The 16,047-nt window shown below is 68.3% G+C and carries 10 protein-coding genes; all 10 read left to right on the top strand.

Annotated elements, in window-relative coordinates:
- The first annotated feature begins 265 nt into the window (after positions 1 to 265).
- The 10 genes from GQ56_RS0113880 to GQ56_RS0113825 all read left to right on the top strand — a co-directional run bounded on the left by GQ56_RS0113880 (position 266) and on the right by GQ56_RS0113825 (position 15,880).
- On the top strand, positions 266 to 2,425 hold the full coding sequence (locus tag GQ56_RS0113880; RefSeq protein ID WP_031399234.1) for a hydantoinase/oxoprolinase family protein: 2,160 nt from the start codon (positions 266 to 268) through the stop codon (positions 2,423 to 2,425).
- The gene (locus GQ56_RS0113875; protein ID WP_031399233.1) at positions 2,422 to 4,746 is read left to right on the top strand and encodes a hydantoinase B/oxoprolinase family protein; all 2,325 of its coding nucleotides are present in this window, start codon (positions 2,422 to 2,424) and stop codon (positions 4,744 to 4,746) included. Before GQ56_RS0113880 ends, GQ56_RS0113875 begins: the two co-directional genes overlap by 4 nt.
- A gap of 40 nt (positions 4,747 to 4,786) precedes the next feature.
- Positions 4,787 to 5,293 (top strand): acetone carboxylase subunit gamma, encoded by a 507-nt coding sequence (locus tag GQ56_RS0113870; RefSeq protein ID WP_031399232.1) that lies wholly within the window; start codon positions 4,787 to 4,789, stop codon positions 5,291 to 5,293.
- Positions 5,294 to 5,658: 365 nt separating this feature from the next.
- Entirely contained in the window at positions 5,659 to 7,686 is a 2,028-nt protein-coding gene (locus GQ56_RS0113865) for a sigma-54-dependent Fis family transcriptional regulator (RefSeq protein WP_407638589.1), read from the top strand.
- 377 nt (positions 7,687 to 8,063) lie between these two features.
- On the top strand, positions 8,064 to 8,945 hold the full coding sequence (ypfJ, locus tag GQ56_RS0113860; protein WP_031399230.1) for a KPN_02809 family neutral zinc metallopeptidase: 882 nt from the start codon (positions 8,064 to 8,066) through the stop codon (positions 8,943 to 8,945).
- 140 nt (positions 8,946 to 9,085) lie between these two features.
- Positions 9,086 to 9,826 carry a helix-turn-helix transcriptional regulator gene (locus GQ56_RS0113855; protein WP_031399229.1) on the top strand — a complete coding sequence of 247 codons (741 nt, stop codon included), beginning with the start codon at positions 9,086 to 9,088 and terminating at the stop codon, positions 9,824 to 9,826.
- 63 nt (positions 9,827 to 9,889) lie between these two features.
- The gene (locus GQ56_RS0113850) at positions 9,890 to 10,525 is read left to right on the top strand and encodes a hypothetical protein (RefSeq protein WP_235212699.1); all 636 of its coding nucleotides are present in this window, start codon (positions 9,890 to 9,892) and stop codon (positions 10,523 to 10,525) included.
- 827 nt (positions 10,526 to 11,352) lie between these two features.
- Positions 11,353 to 12,054, top strand: a complete 702-nt coding sequence (locus tag GQ56_RS40150) for a DNA-binding protein (RefSeq protein WP_052007259.1) — start codon at positions 11,353 to 11,355, stop codon at positions 12,052 to 12,054.
- Between the two features lie 912 nt (positions 12,055 to 12,966).
- Positions 12,967 to 14,469: an aldehyde dehydrogenase family protein gene (locus GQ56_RS0113830; protein ID WP_031399226.1), complete on the top strand. Its 1,503-nt coding sequence runs from the start codon at positions 12,967 to 12,969 to the stop codon at positions 14,467 to 14,469.
- A 70-nt stretch (positions 14,470 to 14,539) separates the two neighbouring features.
- Positions 14,540 to 15,880: an aspartate aminotransferase family protein gene (locus GQ56_RS0113825; RefSeq protein ID WP_031399225.1), complete on the top strand. Its 1,341-nt coding sequence runs from the start codon at positions 14,540 to 14,542 to the stop codon at positions 15,878 to 15,880.
- Positions 15,881 to 16,047: the final 167 nt, after the last annotated feature.

Raw genomic sequence — 16,047 nt, 5'->3', positions numbered from 1 at the left:
CCCACCGCCCACCGCCCACCGACCGGTCTTCGAACGCGGGAACCGTCCGGAATCCGGCCGTCCGCACGGCGCGCCGCCGTTCGGCGCGGCCCGTTGCCCCCGCGAGCGCACCGTCCGGCGGGGCCTGGCCGTGCCGGACGGATCGGGGCCACCGAGTGGCATGGTTGTTGCCTCCTTGCAAGCGAGCCGCCGCCCGGGATCGAACGACGACCCCGCTCGAACCGGAACGCGGCTCGTCACGACTTCAATCATTGGAGACATCACCATGGAAGGACTTTCGCAAGTCCAGGTCTTGGGCATCGACGCGGGCGGCACGATGACCGATACCTTCTTCGTGCGCGACGACGGACGGTTCGTCGTCGGCAAGGCGCAAAGCAATCCGGACGACGAATCGCTCGCGATCTTCAACTCGTCGCAGGACGCGCTGGCGCACTGGCAGCGCGACGTCGACGACGTCTATCCGGAGCTCGTCACCTGCGTGTACTCCGGCACGGCGATGCTCAATCGCGTCGTGCAGCGCAAGGGGCTCGACGTCGGGCTGCTCGTCAACAAGGGCTTCGAGCACGTGCACCTGATGGGGCGGGCGATCCAGAGCTACCTCGGCTACGCGCTCGAAGAGCGCATCCACCTGAATACGCACCGCTACGACGAGCCGCTCGTGCCGCTGTCGCGAACGCGCGGCGTCACCGAGCGGACGGACGTCCAGGGCGAGATCGTCATTCCGCTGCGGGAGCACGAAGTGCGGCAGGCCACGCGGGAGCTGGTCGCCGCCGGCGCGAAGGCGATCGTCATCTGCTTTCTCCAGTCGCACAAGAACGCGACGAGCGAGCGCGCGGCGCGCGACATCGTGCGCGACGAACTGGCCGCGCGCGGCGTCGATCTCCCGGTGTTCGCGTCGGTCGACTACTACCCGCAGCGCAAGGAGAGCCACCGGATGAACACCACGGTGCTCGAGGCGTACGCGGCCGAGCCGTCGCGGCAGACGCTCAGGAAGGTCAGCGACCGCTTCCGCAAGCACGGCGCGAAATTCGACCTGCGCGTGATGGCCACGCACGGCGGCACGATCAGCTGGAAGGCGAAGGAACTGGCGCGCACGATCGTATCGGGGCCGATCGGCGGCGTGATCGGTTCGAAGCTCCTCGGCGAGGCGCTCGGCTACGACAACATCGCGTGCTCGGACATCGGCGGCACGTCGTTCGACATGGCCCTCATCACCAAGGGCAAATTCGCGATCGCGTCCGACCCGGACATGGCGCGCCTCGTGCTGTCGCTGCCGCTCGTCACGATGGATTCGGTCGGCGCGGGCGCCGGCAGCTTCGTGCGGCTCGATCCGTACAGCGGCGCCATCAAGCTCGGCCCGGACAGCGCCGGCTATCGCGTCGGCACGTGCTGGCCCGACAGCGGCCTGACGACGGTGTCCGTGTCCGACTGCCACGTCGTGCTCGGCTACCTGAATCCGGACAACTTCCTCGGCGGCCAGATCCGGCTCGACGTGAATCGCGCGCGCGAGCACATCGCCGCGCAGATCGCCGGGCCGCTCGGGCTCTCGGTGGAGGACGCGGCGGCCGGCGTGATCGAACTGCTCGACCTGCAACTGCGCGAATACCTGCGCTCGAACGTCAGCGCGAAAGGCTACAACCCGACCGAATTCGTGTGCTTCTCGTACGGCGGCGCGGGGCCGGTCCACACGTACGGCTACACCGGCGGCCTCGGCTTCCGGGACGTGATCGTGCCGGCGTGGGCGGCCGGCTTCTCGGCCTTCGGCTGCGCGTGCGCGGATTTCGAGTACCGCTACGACAAGAGCGTCGACCTCGCGCTGCCGCAGCTCGCGCCCGACGCCGACAAGGCGCAGGCCGCGCAGACGATCCAGAAGGCGTGGTCCGAACTGGCCGCCAAGGTCGTCGAGGAATTTCGCATCAACGGCTTCAGCGAGCGGGACGTGATCCTGCGGCCGGGCTTCCGGATGCAGTACATGGGCCAGCTCAACGATCTCGAGATCGAATCGCCGATCGCGAGCGCGTCCGGCGCGGACGACTGGGACCGGATCGTGACGGCCTTCGAGGACACCTACGGCCGCGTGTATGCCAGCTCGGCGCGCTCGCCGGAGCTTGGCTTCTCGGTCACGGGCGCGATCATGCGCGGCATGGTCGTCACGCAGAAGCCGGTGCTGCCGGAAGACCCCGTCGCGGGCCCCACGCCGCCGGCGGACGCACGCATCGGCACGCGGCGCCTGTACCGGCACAAGCAGTGGCACGACGCGGCGATCTGGCGCATGGAGTCGCTCAGGCCGGGCAACGAGATCGCGGGGCCCGCGATCATCGAGTCCGACGCGACGACGTTCGTCGTCCCGAAGGGTTTCGCCACCACGCTCGACAAGCACCGCCTTTTCCACCTCAGGGAAGTCGTTCAAGGAGACACGCGATGAACATGATGTCCAGCCAGGAAGTCGGCTTTGCCGACCTGCTGAAGAACGGCCAGACGCTCAAGCAGTTTCGCGATGGCATTCTGGCGCGCACCGCGCAAACCGGCCATTACAACGGGCTCGAGCGGCTCGCGTTGCGCGAGCGCGATCCGATCCGCTACGAGAAGATGTTCTCGAAGCTGCGCGGCGGCCTCGTGCATGCGCGCGAAACGGCCAAGAAGATCGCCGCGAGCCCGATCGTCGAGCAGGAAGGGGAGCTGTGCTTCACGCTCTACAACGCGGCGGGCGACTGCGTGCTCACGTCGACGGGGATCATCATCCACGTCGGCACGATGGGCGCGGCGATCAAGTACATGATCGAGAACAACTGGGAAACCAATCCGGGCATCCAGCCCGGTGACATGTTCACCAACAACGACTGCTCGATCGGCAACGTCCACCCGTGCGACATCGCGACGATCGTGCCGATCTTCGCGCAAGGCAAGCTGGTGGGCTGGGTCGGCGGCGTCACGCACGTGATCGACACGGGCGCGGTGACGCCGGGCTCGATGTCGACGGGCCAGGTGCAGCGTTTCGGCGACGGCTACATGATCACGTGCCGCAAGACGGGCGTGAACGACACGCCGCTGCGCGACTGGCTGCACGAAAGCCAGCGTTCGGTCCGCACGCCGAAGTACTGGATTCTCGACGAGCGCACGCGCATCGCCGGCTGCCACATGATCCGCGCGCTGATCGAGGAAGTTATCGGCGAGGAGGGCCTCGACGCGTACGAGCAATTCAGCTTCGAGGTGATCGAGGAAGGACGGCGCGGCCTGCAGACGCGCATCAAGGCGATGACGCTGCCCGGCAAGTATCGCAAGGTCGCGTTCGTCGACGTGCCGTACAACCATCCGGACGTGCAGACCTCGTCGGCGTTCGCGAAGCTCGACTCGATCATGCATTCGCCGGTCGAGATGGAGATCCGCAAGGACGGCTCGTGGCGTCTCGATTTCGAGGGCGCGAGCCGCTGGGGCTGGCACTCGTACAACGCGCACCAGGTCGCGTTCACGAGCGGCATCTGGGTGATGATGACGCAGACGCTGGTGCCGACGCAGCGCATCAACGACGGCGCGTATTTCGGCACCGAGTTCCACCTGCCCAAGGGCGCGTGGATGAACCCGGACGATCGCCGTACCGGGCATGCGTACGCATGGCACTTCCTGGTGTCGGGCTGGAGCGCGATGTGGCGCGGCCTGTCGCAGGCGTACTTCAGCCGCGGCTATCTCGAGGAAGTCAACGCGGGGAACGCGAACACGTCGAACTGGCTGCAGGGCGGCGGGATCAACCAGGACGGCGACATCCACGCGGTGAACAGCTTCGAGGCGTCGTCGTGCGGCACCGGCGCGTGCGCGATCAAGGACGGCCTGAATCACGCGGCCGCGATCTGGAACCCCGAAGGCGACATGGGCGACATCGAGATCTGGGAGATGGCCGAACCGCTGCTGTACCTCGGCCGCAACGTGAAGGCGAACTCGGGCGGCTACGGCAAGTATCGCGGCGGCTGCGGATTCGAGACGCTGCGCATGGTCTGGAAGGCGCAGGACTGGACCATGTTCTTCATGGGCAACGGCTACATGAACAGCGACTGGGGCCTGATGGGCGGCTATCCGCCGGCCACCGGCTATCGCTTCGAGGCGCATCGCACGGGCCTCGAGGAGCGCATCGCGCGCGGCGAGAGCCTGCCGCTCGGCGGCGACGCGAATCCGGATCTCCCCGACTACGAACATCACCTGAATGCCGGCGCGGTCGTCAAGCGCGACCAGCAATGCATGACCACGGAGGATTGCTACGACAACTACGACCTCTACCTGAACTACCTGCGCGGCGGCCCCGGCTTCGGCGATCCGCTCGACCGCGAGACCGACGCGATCGAGCGCGACCTCAACAACGCGGTGCTGCTGCCGGAATACGCGAGGAAGGTTTACGGGGCGGTCGCGACGCGGGACGCCAACGGGATCTGGACGGTCGATGCGCAGGCCACGGCGCTGCGGCGCATCGAGATCCGCAACGAGCGTCTCGCACGCGCGCAACCGACCCGCGAATGGATGAAGGGCGAACGCGAGCGGATCCTGCGCAAGCACGCATCGACCCAGGTGCAGCACATGTTCGCGACGAGCTTCGGCCTGTCGACGAAATTCGAGCAGCGGTTCCGCGCGTTCTGGGAGCTGCCGGACACGTGGACGCTGACCGAGGACGAACTCGACGTGCCGACCTACGGCTCGAAATTCCGCATGGACCTGTCGAAGATGCCCGACGTCAATACGGTGGTGCTGGTCGAGGAGTGAGCCGGACCGTTCGCACCACCACCCATATGGAGGACTGGAGATGTCTACCTACACCAAGGAACAGATCAGGAACATGGTCGACGGCAAGCTCGACTGGGACACGACGTTGCGCATGCTGTCGATGCCGAAGGACGGGGAGCGCTTCCGGATGTATGTCGAGGCGCTGCAGCACAAGCTCGGCTGGAAGGACCGCATCGTGCTGCCGCTCGGCCCGCACCTGTACATCGTGCAGCAATGGGCGACGAAGCACTGGGTCACGCAGTGCGACTGCGGCCACGTGTTCTGCGACTACCGCGACAACTGGAAGCTGCACGCGAGCATCTTCGTGCGCGAATCGGAGGAGGCGATGGACGAGGTCTATCCGCGCCTGATGGCCCCCGACACGCAATGGCAGGTGTATCGCGAGTACTACTGCCCGACCTGCGGCGCGATGCACGACGTCGAGGCGCCCACGCCGTGGTATCCGGTGATTCACGACTTCGAACCCGACATCGATGCGTTCTATTCGGAATGGGTGAAGCTGCCGGTGCCGGAGCGCGCGCAATGATCTGACGCTCGACGCTGCCGGCGCGGCTCGCCATGCGCCGGCCCCGCTTCGGCGCGTCCGCGCGAGGCGTTCGATTTCCGGCCGTTCGATTTTCGAACGGCCGGTTTCTTTTCGTCCGCCCGTCGACCCGGGTTTTCGCCGGCGCGCGGGGCCGGGCGACCACGCGCGGGCGCGCGCCGGCTGGCCCGCGCATTGCTTGCGGTGGCTTGCGGTGGCTTGCGTCCGGACGGCCGTCGCTGCGCCGGAACGGAGTACGATAGTCGCCACGCCCGCCGCCGGCTGCGGCCGGGCCCCCACAAGTCGACAAAAAGGCCGCTGCGACGGCCTTGCGGTTCGTGCCGTCGCGAAGCCGCCAGGAGACAGACATGCAACAGAGAGGCACGCCGATGGACTGGTTTCCCAGTCCGCATCACGACGCGAGCATCATGGCCGCCTGGGAGCATCTGGTGACCGGCAGCGACTGGCGCTCGCCCGACGTACGCGGCGTGATCGACGACTCATGGCAGCGCTGTCTCGTCGGCCAGGTCGATCCCGGCGTTCACCGCGCGCCGCCGCCGCTCGACGAGGACGGGCTCGTGCAGTGGCGGACGTCGAACGCGCGCCTCGTCGACGCGAGCCTGCCGCTGATGCAGCAGACCCGCGATTTCCTTTCGCAGACGGGCACGGTGATGCTGCTGGCCGATCCCAGCGGGATGATCCTCCAGCAGGAAGGCGACCTGCGGATCGTCGAGCCCGCGCGCGAGGTCGGCCTGGTGCCGGGATGCGAGTGGACCGAGCTGAATTGCGGCACCAACGCGATCGGCACCGCGCTCGCGCTCAGGCAGCCGGTCCAGATCCATGGCGCGGAGCACTTCTGCGCGGGCATCAAGCGCTGGACCTGCTCGGCGACCGTCATCCAGGATCCGCGCGACGGACACGTGCTGGGCGTGATCGACATCTCGGGGCTGGCCGACACCTACAACCGCTACGGTCTCGCGCTCGCGGTGTCGCTCGCCGGCCGTATCGAGAGCCGGCTCGCGAAGCTGGGCATGGCGCGCCGCCTGAGCCTGCTCGACCGCTGCGCGTCGCGCTTCGGGGCGTCTTCCACCGATGCGGTGCTCGTCGTCGACGAACGCGGCCGGCTCGTCAAGGCCAACGCGCAGGTCGTTCCCGTGTTGCGCCGGTTCGGCTTCGACATCCGGTGCGACGCGTCGCTGGCGCTGCCCGAACTCGACCGCTACACGGGCGACGGCCGCCTGCCGGCAAATGCGCCGGCGTGGCTGCGACTCAGCCACATCGAAACGGTGCGCGACGGCGCGGACGTGCTCGGCTACCTGATCGTGACGCCCGGCGTCGCGAATCCGCGCGGCGCCGTGCCGCTCGCACGCGGACGGGAACGGCACGGCGATGCGCCGCGAGGGTTCGCGCGCATCGTCGGCGATAGCGCCGCGTTGCGGGAGGCCGTGAACCGGGCGCGCCAGCTCGCGCCGTCCAAGGTGCCGGTGTTGCTGCTCGGCGAGACCGGCGTCGGCAAGGAGCTGTTCGCGCAGGGCATTCATCAGGCGAGCGAGCGCGCCGACGGCCCGTTCGTCGCGCTCAACTGCGGCGGGTTGTCGAGAGACCTGCTCGCGAGCGAGCTGTTCGGCTATGCGGAAGGCGCATTTACCGGCGCCCGCAAATCCGGCGCGGCGGGCAAGATCGAGGCCGCCGACGGCGGCACGCTGTTTCTCGACGAGATCGGGGAGATGCCGCTCGACATCCAGCCGCATCTGCTGCGCGTGCTGGAGGAGAACGAAATCTACCGGCTCGGCGAGAACACGCCGCGCAGGGTGAATTTCCGGCTGGTCGCGGCGACGCACCGCGACCTGAAGGACGCCGTCGCGAAAGGCCGGTTCCGGATGGATCTGTACTACCGGATCGCGGTCACGACCGTGTCGATTCCGAGCCTGCGCGAGCGGGGCGAGGATCTGCCGGCGCTGATCGCGCACTGGCTGGCGCAGTTGTGCGACAGCTATGGCCTGGCCCCGAGAACATTCGACGACGACGCGTATGCGCGCCTGCTGCGCTATCCGTGGCCCGGCAACGTGCGGGAACTGCGCAACGCGATCGAAGGCTCGCTGCTGCTGTCGGACGGCCCCGTGATCAGGGCCGACAGGCTGCCTGCGGAGATCGGGGCGGCGGCGTCGGTCGATGCGTGCGCGGTGCAGGCCGCGGACGCGCTCGCGCCGGACGTCGGCGATTCGTTGAAGAAGGCCGAGGCGGAATCGATCCGCCGCGCGCTCGCGCGTCATGCCGGCAACCTCACGAAGACGGCGGGCCAGCTCGGCATCGCGAAGAGCACGCTCTACGAAAAGATCCGCAAGTATCGTCTGCTCGATGCGGTGAGCGACGTCCGCCGGAGTCGCGCGCGGTAAGCCGCGGCGGGTGCCGCCGTGCGACGGGCGCAGCCGCCCGTGGCGTCGTCGCGTCCTTCCGGCCGCGCCTGTCGGCATTTTGCAAAGAATGACGGTGTTGCCGGCCCGATCCCACTATGCTTCGCTTTTTTGCGATAAGCCGCCGGGGACGGCACAATGTCCGCGCTCGCGCCGTCGAGGGACGCGCGCCGGTGTTTCATGCGGGTGCCCCGGTCGTCGTGTATCGACAGGTCCGCGAGCGGGCGAACGCGTGGCCGGCCGGATGACGCCTCGATGCGATGGCGGACCGGACGCCGCCCGCCGCCCGTCGCAACGGGAATCCATCGCGTGCCGGGGTCTGTCCGGCACGTACAACGACAACGAAGGGAGGGCCGTCCATGAGGCTGGACGACGAAAGGGAAAGCACGAACGTCGAGGATCGTCGCGGCGCCGGCGGTTTCGGTGGCGGGCGAGGCGCGACGATCGGCATCGGCACGATCGTGGTTGCGCTGGCCGCGTCGTATTTTTTCGGGATCGACCCGCGCGTGGTGCTCGAGGGCGCCTCGGCGCTGCAGGGCCGCCAGCAGCAGGCCCAGCCGGCCCCGGCGCAGCGCCAGGGTGCGCCGGCGAACGATCCGGGCGCGGTGTTCACGCGCAAGGTGCTCGCCAACATCGAGGATACATGGTCGGGCATCTTCTCGACCCAGTTGCATGCGCAGTACCAGCCGCCGAGGCTCGTGATGTTCACGAACTCGACGCCGACCGCCTGCGGCACGGGCCAGACCGCGATGGGGCCGTTCTATTGCCCGGCCGACCGCAAGGTGTATATCGACCTCGGCTTCTACGACGAGCTGCGCCGGCGATTCGGGGCGGGCGGCGATTTTGCGCAGGCTTACGTGATCGCGCACGAAGTCGGCCATCACGTGCAGAACCTGCTCGGCATTTCCGACAAGGTGGATGCCGCGCGCAGGCGGTCGACCCGCGCGCACTCGAACGCGCTGTCGGTGCGGATGGAGCTGCAGGCCGACTGTTTCGCCGGCGTGTGGGCGAACAACGCCCAGCGCGCGAACCGGCGGCTGATGGAGCCCGGCGATTTCGAGCAGGGGCTGAAGGCGGCGGCCGCGATCGGCGACGATCGCCTGCAGCAGCAAGGGCAGGGCTACGTCGTGCCGGAAAGCTTCACGCACGGCACCAGCGACCAGCGCGTGTACTGGCTGCGGCGCGGGATGGAGTCGGGCGAGGTGAGCGCCTGCGACACGTTCGCCGCGAACGCGCGCTGACGGCGCGTCCGTCGTCGCGTCCGCATCGTCCCGGCCCGGCCGGGACGATTTGCCGATTTGTGCTCACCGGCACGTGGCGGCGCCGGTAGGCTGGCCCGGACCTCGAGATTCGATCCGTTCGCCCGCCCGCCGATTCCGCCATGCCGACCTCATCCGTTTCCGCCGACCAGGGCGCCGCCGACTGGCAACGCGCGCTGCGCGCGTGCGTGGACGCGTTCGACGCGTTTGCGAGCCCGTCCGCGATCGTGTTCTACCGGCTCGACCAGAGCGGCGAACCGGCCGATTTCGAGCTGTTCGGGATGCCTGAATCGATGCATCGCACCTATGTCGCGCGCTACCGGATGCTCGATCCGCTGCATCCGTCGCGCTGCGCGGCCGGCGAGCGCGCGGTCGTCACGCTCGCGTCCCAACTGCCTGACGAAAGACGCGACGCCTCCGCGTACTGGACCCGTTTCCTGCGGCGGCACGACGTGGCCGACGTCGTCGAGATCTGGCTGCGCGACGCGGGCCGCACGGTCGGCGCGTTCTCGCTGCTGCGCTTCGGCGCGGGGCGCGCCGACGGCGACGGCACGGCAGGGCGCTTCGCGCCCGGCGAAATCGACGCGCTCGCGCGGCTGCAGCCGGTCGCCGAGGCCGCGCTGAGCCCGCTGCTGCGCGCCCGGCGCGGGATTCACCGGATCGGCTGCGAGGAGCGGCTCACCTATCGCGAGGAGCAGATCGCGCGCCTCGTGCGCGACGGCTGCTCGAACAAGGAGATCGCGCGCGATCTCGCGCTGGGGCAACCGACCGTCAAGACGCACCTGATGCGCATGTACCGCAAGCTGGGCGTGTCGAACCGCACGGAACTGGTCGGGGCGCTGTTTCTGTCATCCGGCGCATAATCGCGGTCCGGACATCGACCTTTTCCCGATCGCGGATTCATGAATATCCAAGCGCTGCTGGCCGTGCTGCTCGTCCTGCCGGGCGCGTCCTCCACCCTGGCCTTCGCGCAGCAGGGCGATGGCGACGCATGCGTCGTGCTGCTACCGACCCGGATGATGGCCGACGACGTCGGCACCCCGCCGGCGGACGGGTGGCTCGGGCTCGCGCCCGACGGGCGCCGCTGGAAGCTCGCGCCGGCGCGCCTCCGCCTCGAACCGGTGCAACCGGACGGTGAAGTCGTCGACATCCGGTCCGACCTCGCCAGTGCCGTCGCGCTGTTTCGTTGCGGATCGCTCAGGCCGGGCAAGGTCGACGCGGCGAACGTGGCGCTCCCGAACGGCGGGGCGGTGATCGAGCCCGGTGTCGAACCGTTGCGGGTCGGTTTTCACGGCCGCCGGTATGCGTTGCGCTACACCGCATCCGGTTCGGTGATCGCAGAAGGCGGCGGCCGGCGGTCGGTCCTGCATGATTTCGGCGGCAGCATGCCGCCGTTCCGCGCGACCCTGATCTGGGCGGGCAACCTCGATCGTGACGGCGGGCCGGACTTCCTGATGGAATTCGAAAGCGGGATCGGCGCGAACGTCTGCCTGTTCACCTCGCACGGCGCCGGCCGGAACGAGCGGGTCAGACGCGCGGGCTGCACGGAGATCAGCGGCTGACCGGCAATCGATGGGGATGCGTGCCGGCTGAACGGGCGGAACGGGTCGGGGCGCTGTTTCTGTCATTACTCGGCATGTCGGCGCTGCGGGCCGTGCGGTACGTCGCGCGCTTGTCGAATCGACCGGGATCGATCCGGCATCCGTCTTGCCGTCGGCACGCCGCCGCTGCGAAGCGTGGATGTACACGGTGCGCCAGCAGCCGAATTCCGCCGAAGGATCGCACTTCCGGCGACGAAATCCTGCAGGGTCGACTTCCGCCGTGCGGCCATGCAATCCGGGGCGGGTTCGGCGCAACCGGACAATTCGATCGGAGATGACGGGGGCTGGCACGCTGCGATTCGCACCGAACGCCGCTCAAGGCACGTGCCGCAAGTGACAAATGTTCAATTTTTGCCGTATTCGTATCGGTAGCATGGAGTCCTCGTCGCTCCGGCCTGGAACCATGCGTTGATGTGGCGTTTCTCGTGTCGAAATCGTCAGTGTCACCTCCCGATGGCTTTCCCGACGGTATCGCGGCAGGGTGGCGCGTGCGTCAGGAAGACGATGTCCGCCGGCACGGGCGTGCCAACCCCGCAGCGGTCGCGTTGGCGCAACTGCTTGGGTTTGCCCCTTCAGCGAAGCCCGCCGCCAGCCAAGCCGGGAGAGCAATCCCCTCCCGATCGTGACAACGTCGATTCGCGGATACCCGAACCGCAGTGTTCGTCACGTATCGTCTCGCGGGCCCGGGCAAGGGCCATGCGGCATTCATCGCGGGCAAGTCCTCGCTACGCGAATCCGCCCGGCGGGCTTGATCGATTTCCCTGCTCCGTGACTCCCCGACCCCAGTGATGGCGAACGAACCGAACATCTCTCAGGAGAAAGTCAGCAAGGTGGCGGAACAGATCCGCGACGCGGGCGGTCGCCCGACGGTTCGCGCCATCCGCGAGCGCCTGGGAACGGGCTCGATGACGACCGTGCTGAAGTTCTTTCAGGTATGGCAGGACGCCCAGATCCGGCCGGCGGAGGTCCCGGTCGTCCTTCCGCATGCGGTACAGCGGGGGGTGCTGGATTTCGTCGCGGCGGAAGTGGAGCGGGGCAGGGCCGAGTTGCGGACGGACCTTGAAATCGCGAACCAGGTCAATGCGGATCTCGTCCTCGAATTCGAACGGCAAGCGGCAGTCGGCGAGAATCTGTCGGCGTCGCTCGTGCGCGCGGACGCGGAAAAGGCCGAGCTTTCCGGGCGTCTTGCGCGGATGGAAGCGGAGCGTGACGAGGCTCGCCGAGGCGCGGCGGCCGAACGCGCGGCGGCAGAATCCGTGCGCCTGGATCTGGCCAGGGCGTTGCTTCGGCTCGAAGCGCTGTCACGTCTGGAGGCGGATCTCAAGGCCGCCCGCGAGGGCCTGGAGCAGGAACGCGTCGCGCGCATGAAGGCCGATCAGGCGGCAGCGGTGGCGGCCGCGAAATCCGACGCGGCTCGCGACGCGCAGCAAGTGCTCGAGCGCACGCTCGAAGCGTTTCGGTTGCATGGGCGGGAGAAGGAGGCCGATTAGTCCGATCTCCGTGCGGAACTCAGGAAGCGGCGCGGCGGCGCCCCTTCGTTCCGAACGACGTACGGCGATCCGGCGGCCGAGGGCGCGCGCGCCGTTCGACGCGCCGCGTGTCGACAAGGAGTCGACCGGCGCGAGGAAGTAGTGCCCGGTGAATGGCGTTCCCGATGGAAGGGGCGAATCCGGACTGTGAGGTCGGCGGCCGACGAATACCGCTGATAGCCGGCGTGAGGGCGCTCCGGATCGGTGGCGATCGACGCTCCCCGGTCTTGCGCAATTGCGTCGGGCGCGATGTGGCCGGTATGTCCGATCGCCCGCGGCAATCTTCCGCGAAGAACCCGGAATGCCGTACCCGGAAGGCGGGACGCGAAGGGCGCGGGAGCAATGCAGTCCGGAGAGACCGGGGGAGTCGCTATCGCTTGCTCAAAATACGATAGCCCGGACTGCGAAACGATATTAACGCCGGTCCATCTGCGGCATTGTGAACAGTTGTGATCGTGTCATGCGTCGGGTCCGAATGTGACCCTCGATCGCGCAAGCCGGTGCCGTCAATCGGGCAAGCCGTTCGTGAGTCGTCCCCTTCAGAGCGAGCCGTCGCGGCTCATTCATCAGACATGACGAGACCCCGGCGGGGCCATGCGGCGGCGAGCAGGCTGGTCCGACGCCGGCACCTTCCCCCTCGCTTGCAAGGCCATGTCGATCGTCGCGTGAGAGCTTGCACCTGAACGCCTTGCACGACCGGCATCGTGCAAGGCCCGTTTTTCCCGCCGGCCGCCCCACGGCGTTCGAACCCGCCACCTGTCTTCCACGCGCTGCCAATTTGCGCTCACCGGGCGCGATCCCTCGCCGATACAGTGGTCCGACGTCCGCGTGCCCCCGCGCACGCGGCCCGCCACGACAATCCTCGAGACGCCCATGAGCAACACGAACCTCGTCGCCGTCAGCGACACCGTGCGCACCTTCGTTGCGCGCGAATTCGGCCTCTTCATCGACGGAGACATGCGGCCCGCGCACGCGGCCGCGCGACTCGACGTGTACGACCCCGCGACGGGCGAGCGGCTGGCGACGGTCGCGGATGCCGACGAACACGACGTCGACCGCGCGGTCGCCAGCGCGAAACACGCATTCGACACCCGCGTGTGGAGCGGCCTGCGCCCGGCCGACCGCGAGCGCATCCTGCTGAAACTCGCCGACCTGATCGAGGGCGACGCCGAGACGCTCGCGCAGCTCGAAACGCTGAACCAGGGCAAGTCGATCCACGTGTCGCGCGCGATCGAGGTCGGCGCGAGCGTCGAGTACGTGCGCTACATGGCGGGCTGGGCGACCAAGATCACCGGCCAGACGCTCGACGTGTCGATCCCGTTCCCGCCCGGCGCGCGCTATACGGCCTATACGCGCAAGGAGCCGGTCGGCGTGGTCGCGGCGATCGTGCCGTGGAATTTCCCGCTGATGATCGCGGTGTGGAAGCTGATTCCCGCGCTCGCGGCCGGCTGCACGATCGTGCTGAAGCCGTCGCCGGAAACGCCGCTCACCGCGCTGCGCCTCGCCGAGCTGGCCCGCGAGGCGGGGGTGCCGCCCGGCGTGTTCAACGTCGTCACCGGCGGCCGCACGTGCGGCGCCGCGCTCGCGCGCCATCCGTCGGTCGCGAAGATCTCGTTCACGGGCTCGACCGCGACCGGCAAGCTGGTCGGCGCGGCCGCCGTGCAGAACATGACCCGCTTCTCGCTCGAGCTGGGCGGCAAGAACCCGATCGTGATGCTCGACGACGTCGACGTCGCGCAGGCGCTCGACGGCGTCGCGGCCGGCGCGTTCTTCAACCAGGGGCAGGTGTGCGCGGCCGCGTCGCGCATCTATGTGCACCGCAGCAAGTTCGCGCAGCTCGCCGACGGCCTCGCGGGCGTCGCGCAGTCGATGAAACTCGGCGCGGGCCTCGACACGACCGCGCAGATCAACCCGCTCGTGTCCGCGCACCATCGCGACAAGGTCGTCCAGCACATCGAGGGCGCGCGCCGTGCGGGCCTCACGTTCCTCGCGGGCGGCACGCCGGCCGACGATCTGCCCGGCTACTACGTGAAGCCGGCCGTGATCGCCGATCCGCATCCGGACAGCGCGATCGTGCGCGACGAGGTGTTCGGCCCGGTGCTCGTCGTCGTGCCGTTCGACGACGCGGCCGACGCCGTGCGTCTCGCGAACGCGTCGCCGTACGGCCTCGCCGCGAGCATCTGGAGCAACGACCTGACGCGCGTGATGAACCTCGTGCCGCAGATCGAGGCCGGCACCGTGTGGGTGAACTGCCATATCCCGCTCGACCCGTCGATGCCGTTCGGCGGCTACAAGCAATCGGGCATCGGCCGCGAATTCGGCCAGTACGCGATCGAAGGCTTCACCGAAACCAAATCCGTCTGCATCGCGCACTGACGCGCGCCCCCAACCTCGAACCCGAACCCCGGACGATCCGGGTTCACACGATCCGACAGTGGAGACTGCAATGAGCTACAACGAAGCGAAATTCTGGCACCCGATGCTGCACCCGAACGAGATGAAGCAGCGCACGCCGATCCGTATCGTGCGCGGCGACGGCTGCTACGTGTTCGACGAACAGGGCCGCAAGCTCGTCGACGGCGTTGCGGGCCTGTGGAACGTGAACGTCGGCCACAACCGCCAGGAAGTGAAGGACGCGATCGTGCGCCAGCTCGACGAGCTCGAATACTTCCAGCTGTTCGACGGCATTTCGCATCCGCGCGCGGAAGAGCTGTCGAAGAAGGTGATCGACCTGCTCGAACCGGAAGGCATGCGGCGCGTGCTGTACAGTTCGGGCGGCTCCGATGCGATCGAGACCGCGCTGAAGATCGCGCGCCAGTACTGGAAGGTGCGCGGCCAGGCCGACCGCACCAAGTTCATCTCGCTGAAGCAGGGCTATCACGGCACGCACTTCGGCGGCGCGTCGGTGAACGGCAACACGGTGTTCCGCCGCAACTACGAGCCGAACCTGCCCGGCTGCTTCCACGTCGAGACGCCGTGGCTGTACCGCAACCCGTTCACGCAGGATCCGGAGGAACTCGGCCGGATCTGCGCGGAACTGCTGGAGCGCGAGATCCAGTTCCAGAGCCCCGACACGGTCGCCGCATTCATCGCGGAGCCGATCCAGGGCGCGGGCGGCGTGATCGTGCCGCCGGCCAACTACTGGCCGCTCGTGCGCGAGGTGTGCGACCGCTACGGCGTGCTGCTGATCGCCGACGAGGTCGTCACGGGCTTCGGCCGCAGCGGCAGCCTGTTCGGCAGCCGCGGCTGGGGCGTGCGCCCGGACATCATGTGTCTCGCGAAAGGGATCTCGTCGGGCTACGTGCCGCTCGGCGCGACGGTCGTGAACGCGCGGATCGAGGACGCCTTCGCCGCGAATGCGGATTTCGGCGGCGCGATCATGCACGGCTACACGTACGCGGGCCACCCGGTTGCGTGCGCGGCCGCGATCGCGAGCCTCGACATCGTCGTGAAGGAAGACCTGCCCGCGAATGCGGCGAAACAGGGCGCGTATCTGCTCGAGGCGCTGCAGCCGTTCGCGGAACGCTTCGCGGCGGTCGGCGAAGTGCGCGGCAAGGGGCTGATGCTCGCGCTCGACCTCGTCGCGAACAAGGCGACGCGCGAGCCGATCGACCCGCTGTCCGGCTATGCGAACGCGGTCGCGGAAGTGGCGCGCGAAAACGGCGTGCTGGTGCGCCCGGTCGGCACGAAGATCATCCTGTCGCCGCCGCTCGTGATCCAGCGCGAGCAGCTCGACCGGATCGTCGACGCGCTCGCGGCGGGCTTCGAGGCCGTGCCGTTCGCATGACCGCGTGACGGCGACCCGCGGCGGGCGGCGTGACGGCCGTCGCGGGTTTGCCGATTTGCGCTATGACCGGATTATTTTGCCTGCGTATTTTTTCGACATCGGATCACGATGTGATCGACAGGGGTCCAGGGTACCGAAGCGCTGAAGCGCCGCCCCGGGCCGACCGC

The organism is Burkholderia paludis, assembly GCF_000732615.1.
GTDB lineage: Bacteria > Pseudomonadota > Gammaproteobacteria > Burkholderiales > Burkholderiaceae > Burkholderia > Burkholderia paludis.
Note: the sequence above shows the minus strand (reverse complement) of the source record. Positions and strands in the feature narration are given on the sequence as shown.

Excerpts from the sequence above, each read along its gene's own strand:
- GQ56_RS0113865 (WP_407638589.1), top strand. The coding sequence starts at position 5,659 with ATGCAACAGAGAGGCACGCCGATGGACTGGTTTCCCAGTCCGCATCAC.
- GQ56_RS0113880 (WP_031399234.1), top strand. The coding sequence starts at position 266 with ATGGAAGGACTTTCGCAAGTCCAGGTCTTGGGCATCGACGCGGGCGGC.
- GQ56_RS0113855 (WP_031399229.1), top strand. The coding sequence starts at position 9,086 with ATGCCGACCTCATCCGTTTCCGCCGACCAGGGCGCCGCCGACTGGCAA.
- GQ56_RS0113830 (WP_031399226.1), top strand. The coding sequence starts at position 12,967 with ATGAGCAACACGAACCTCGTCGCCGTCAGCGACACCGTGCGCACCTTC.
- GQ56_RS40150 (WP_052007259.1), top strand. The coding sequence starts at position 11,353 with ATGGCGAACGAACCGAACATCTCTCAGGAGAAAGTCAGCAAGGTGGCG.
- GQ56_RS0113825 (WP_031399225.1), top strand. The coding sequence starts at position 14,540 with ATGAGCTACAACGAAGCGAAATTCTGGCACCCGATGCTGCACCCGAAC.
- GQ56_RS0113870 (WP_031399232.1), top strand. The coding sequence starts at position 4,787 with ATGTCTACCTACACCAAGGAACAGATCAGGAACATGGTCGACGGCAAG.
- GQ56_RS0113875 (WP_031399233.1), top strand. The coding sequence starts at position 2,422 with ATGAACATGATGTCCAGCCAGGAAGTCGGCTTTGCCGACCTGCTGAAG.
- ypfJ (WP_031399230.1), top strand. The coding sequence starts at position 8,064 with ATGAGGCTGGACGACGAAAGGGAAAGCACGAACGTCGAGGATCGTCGC.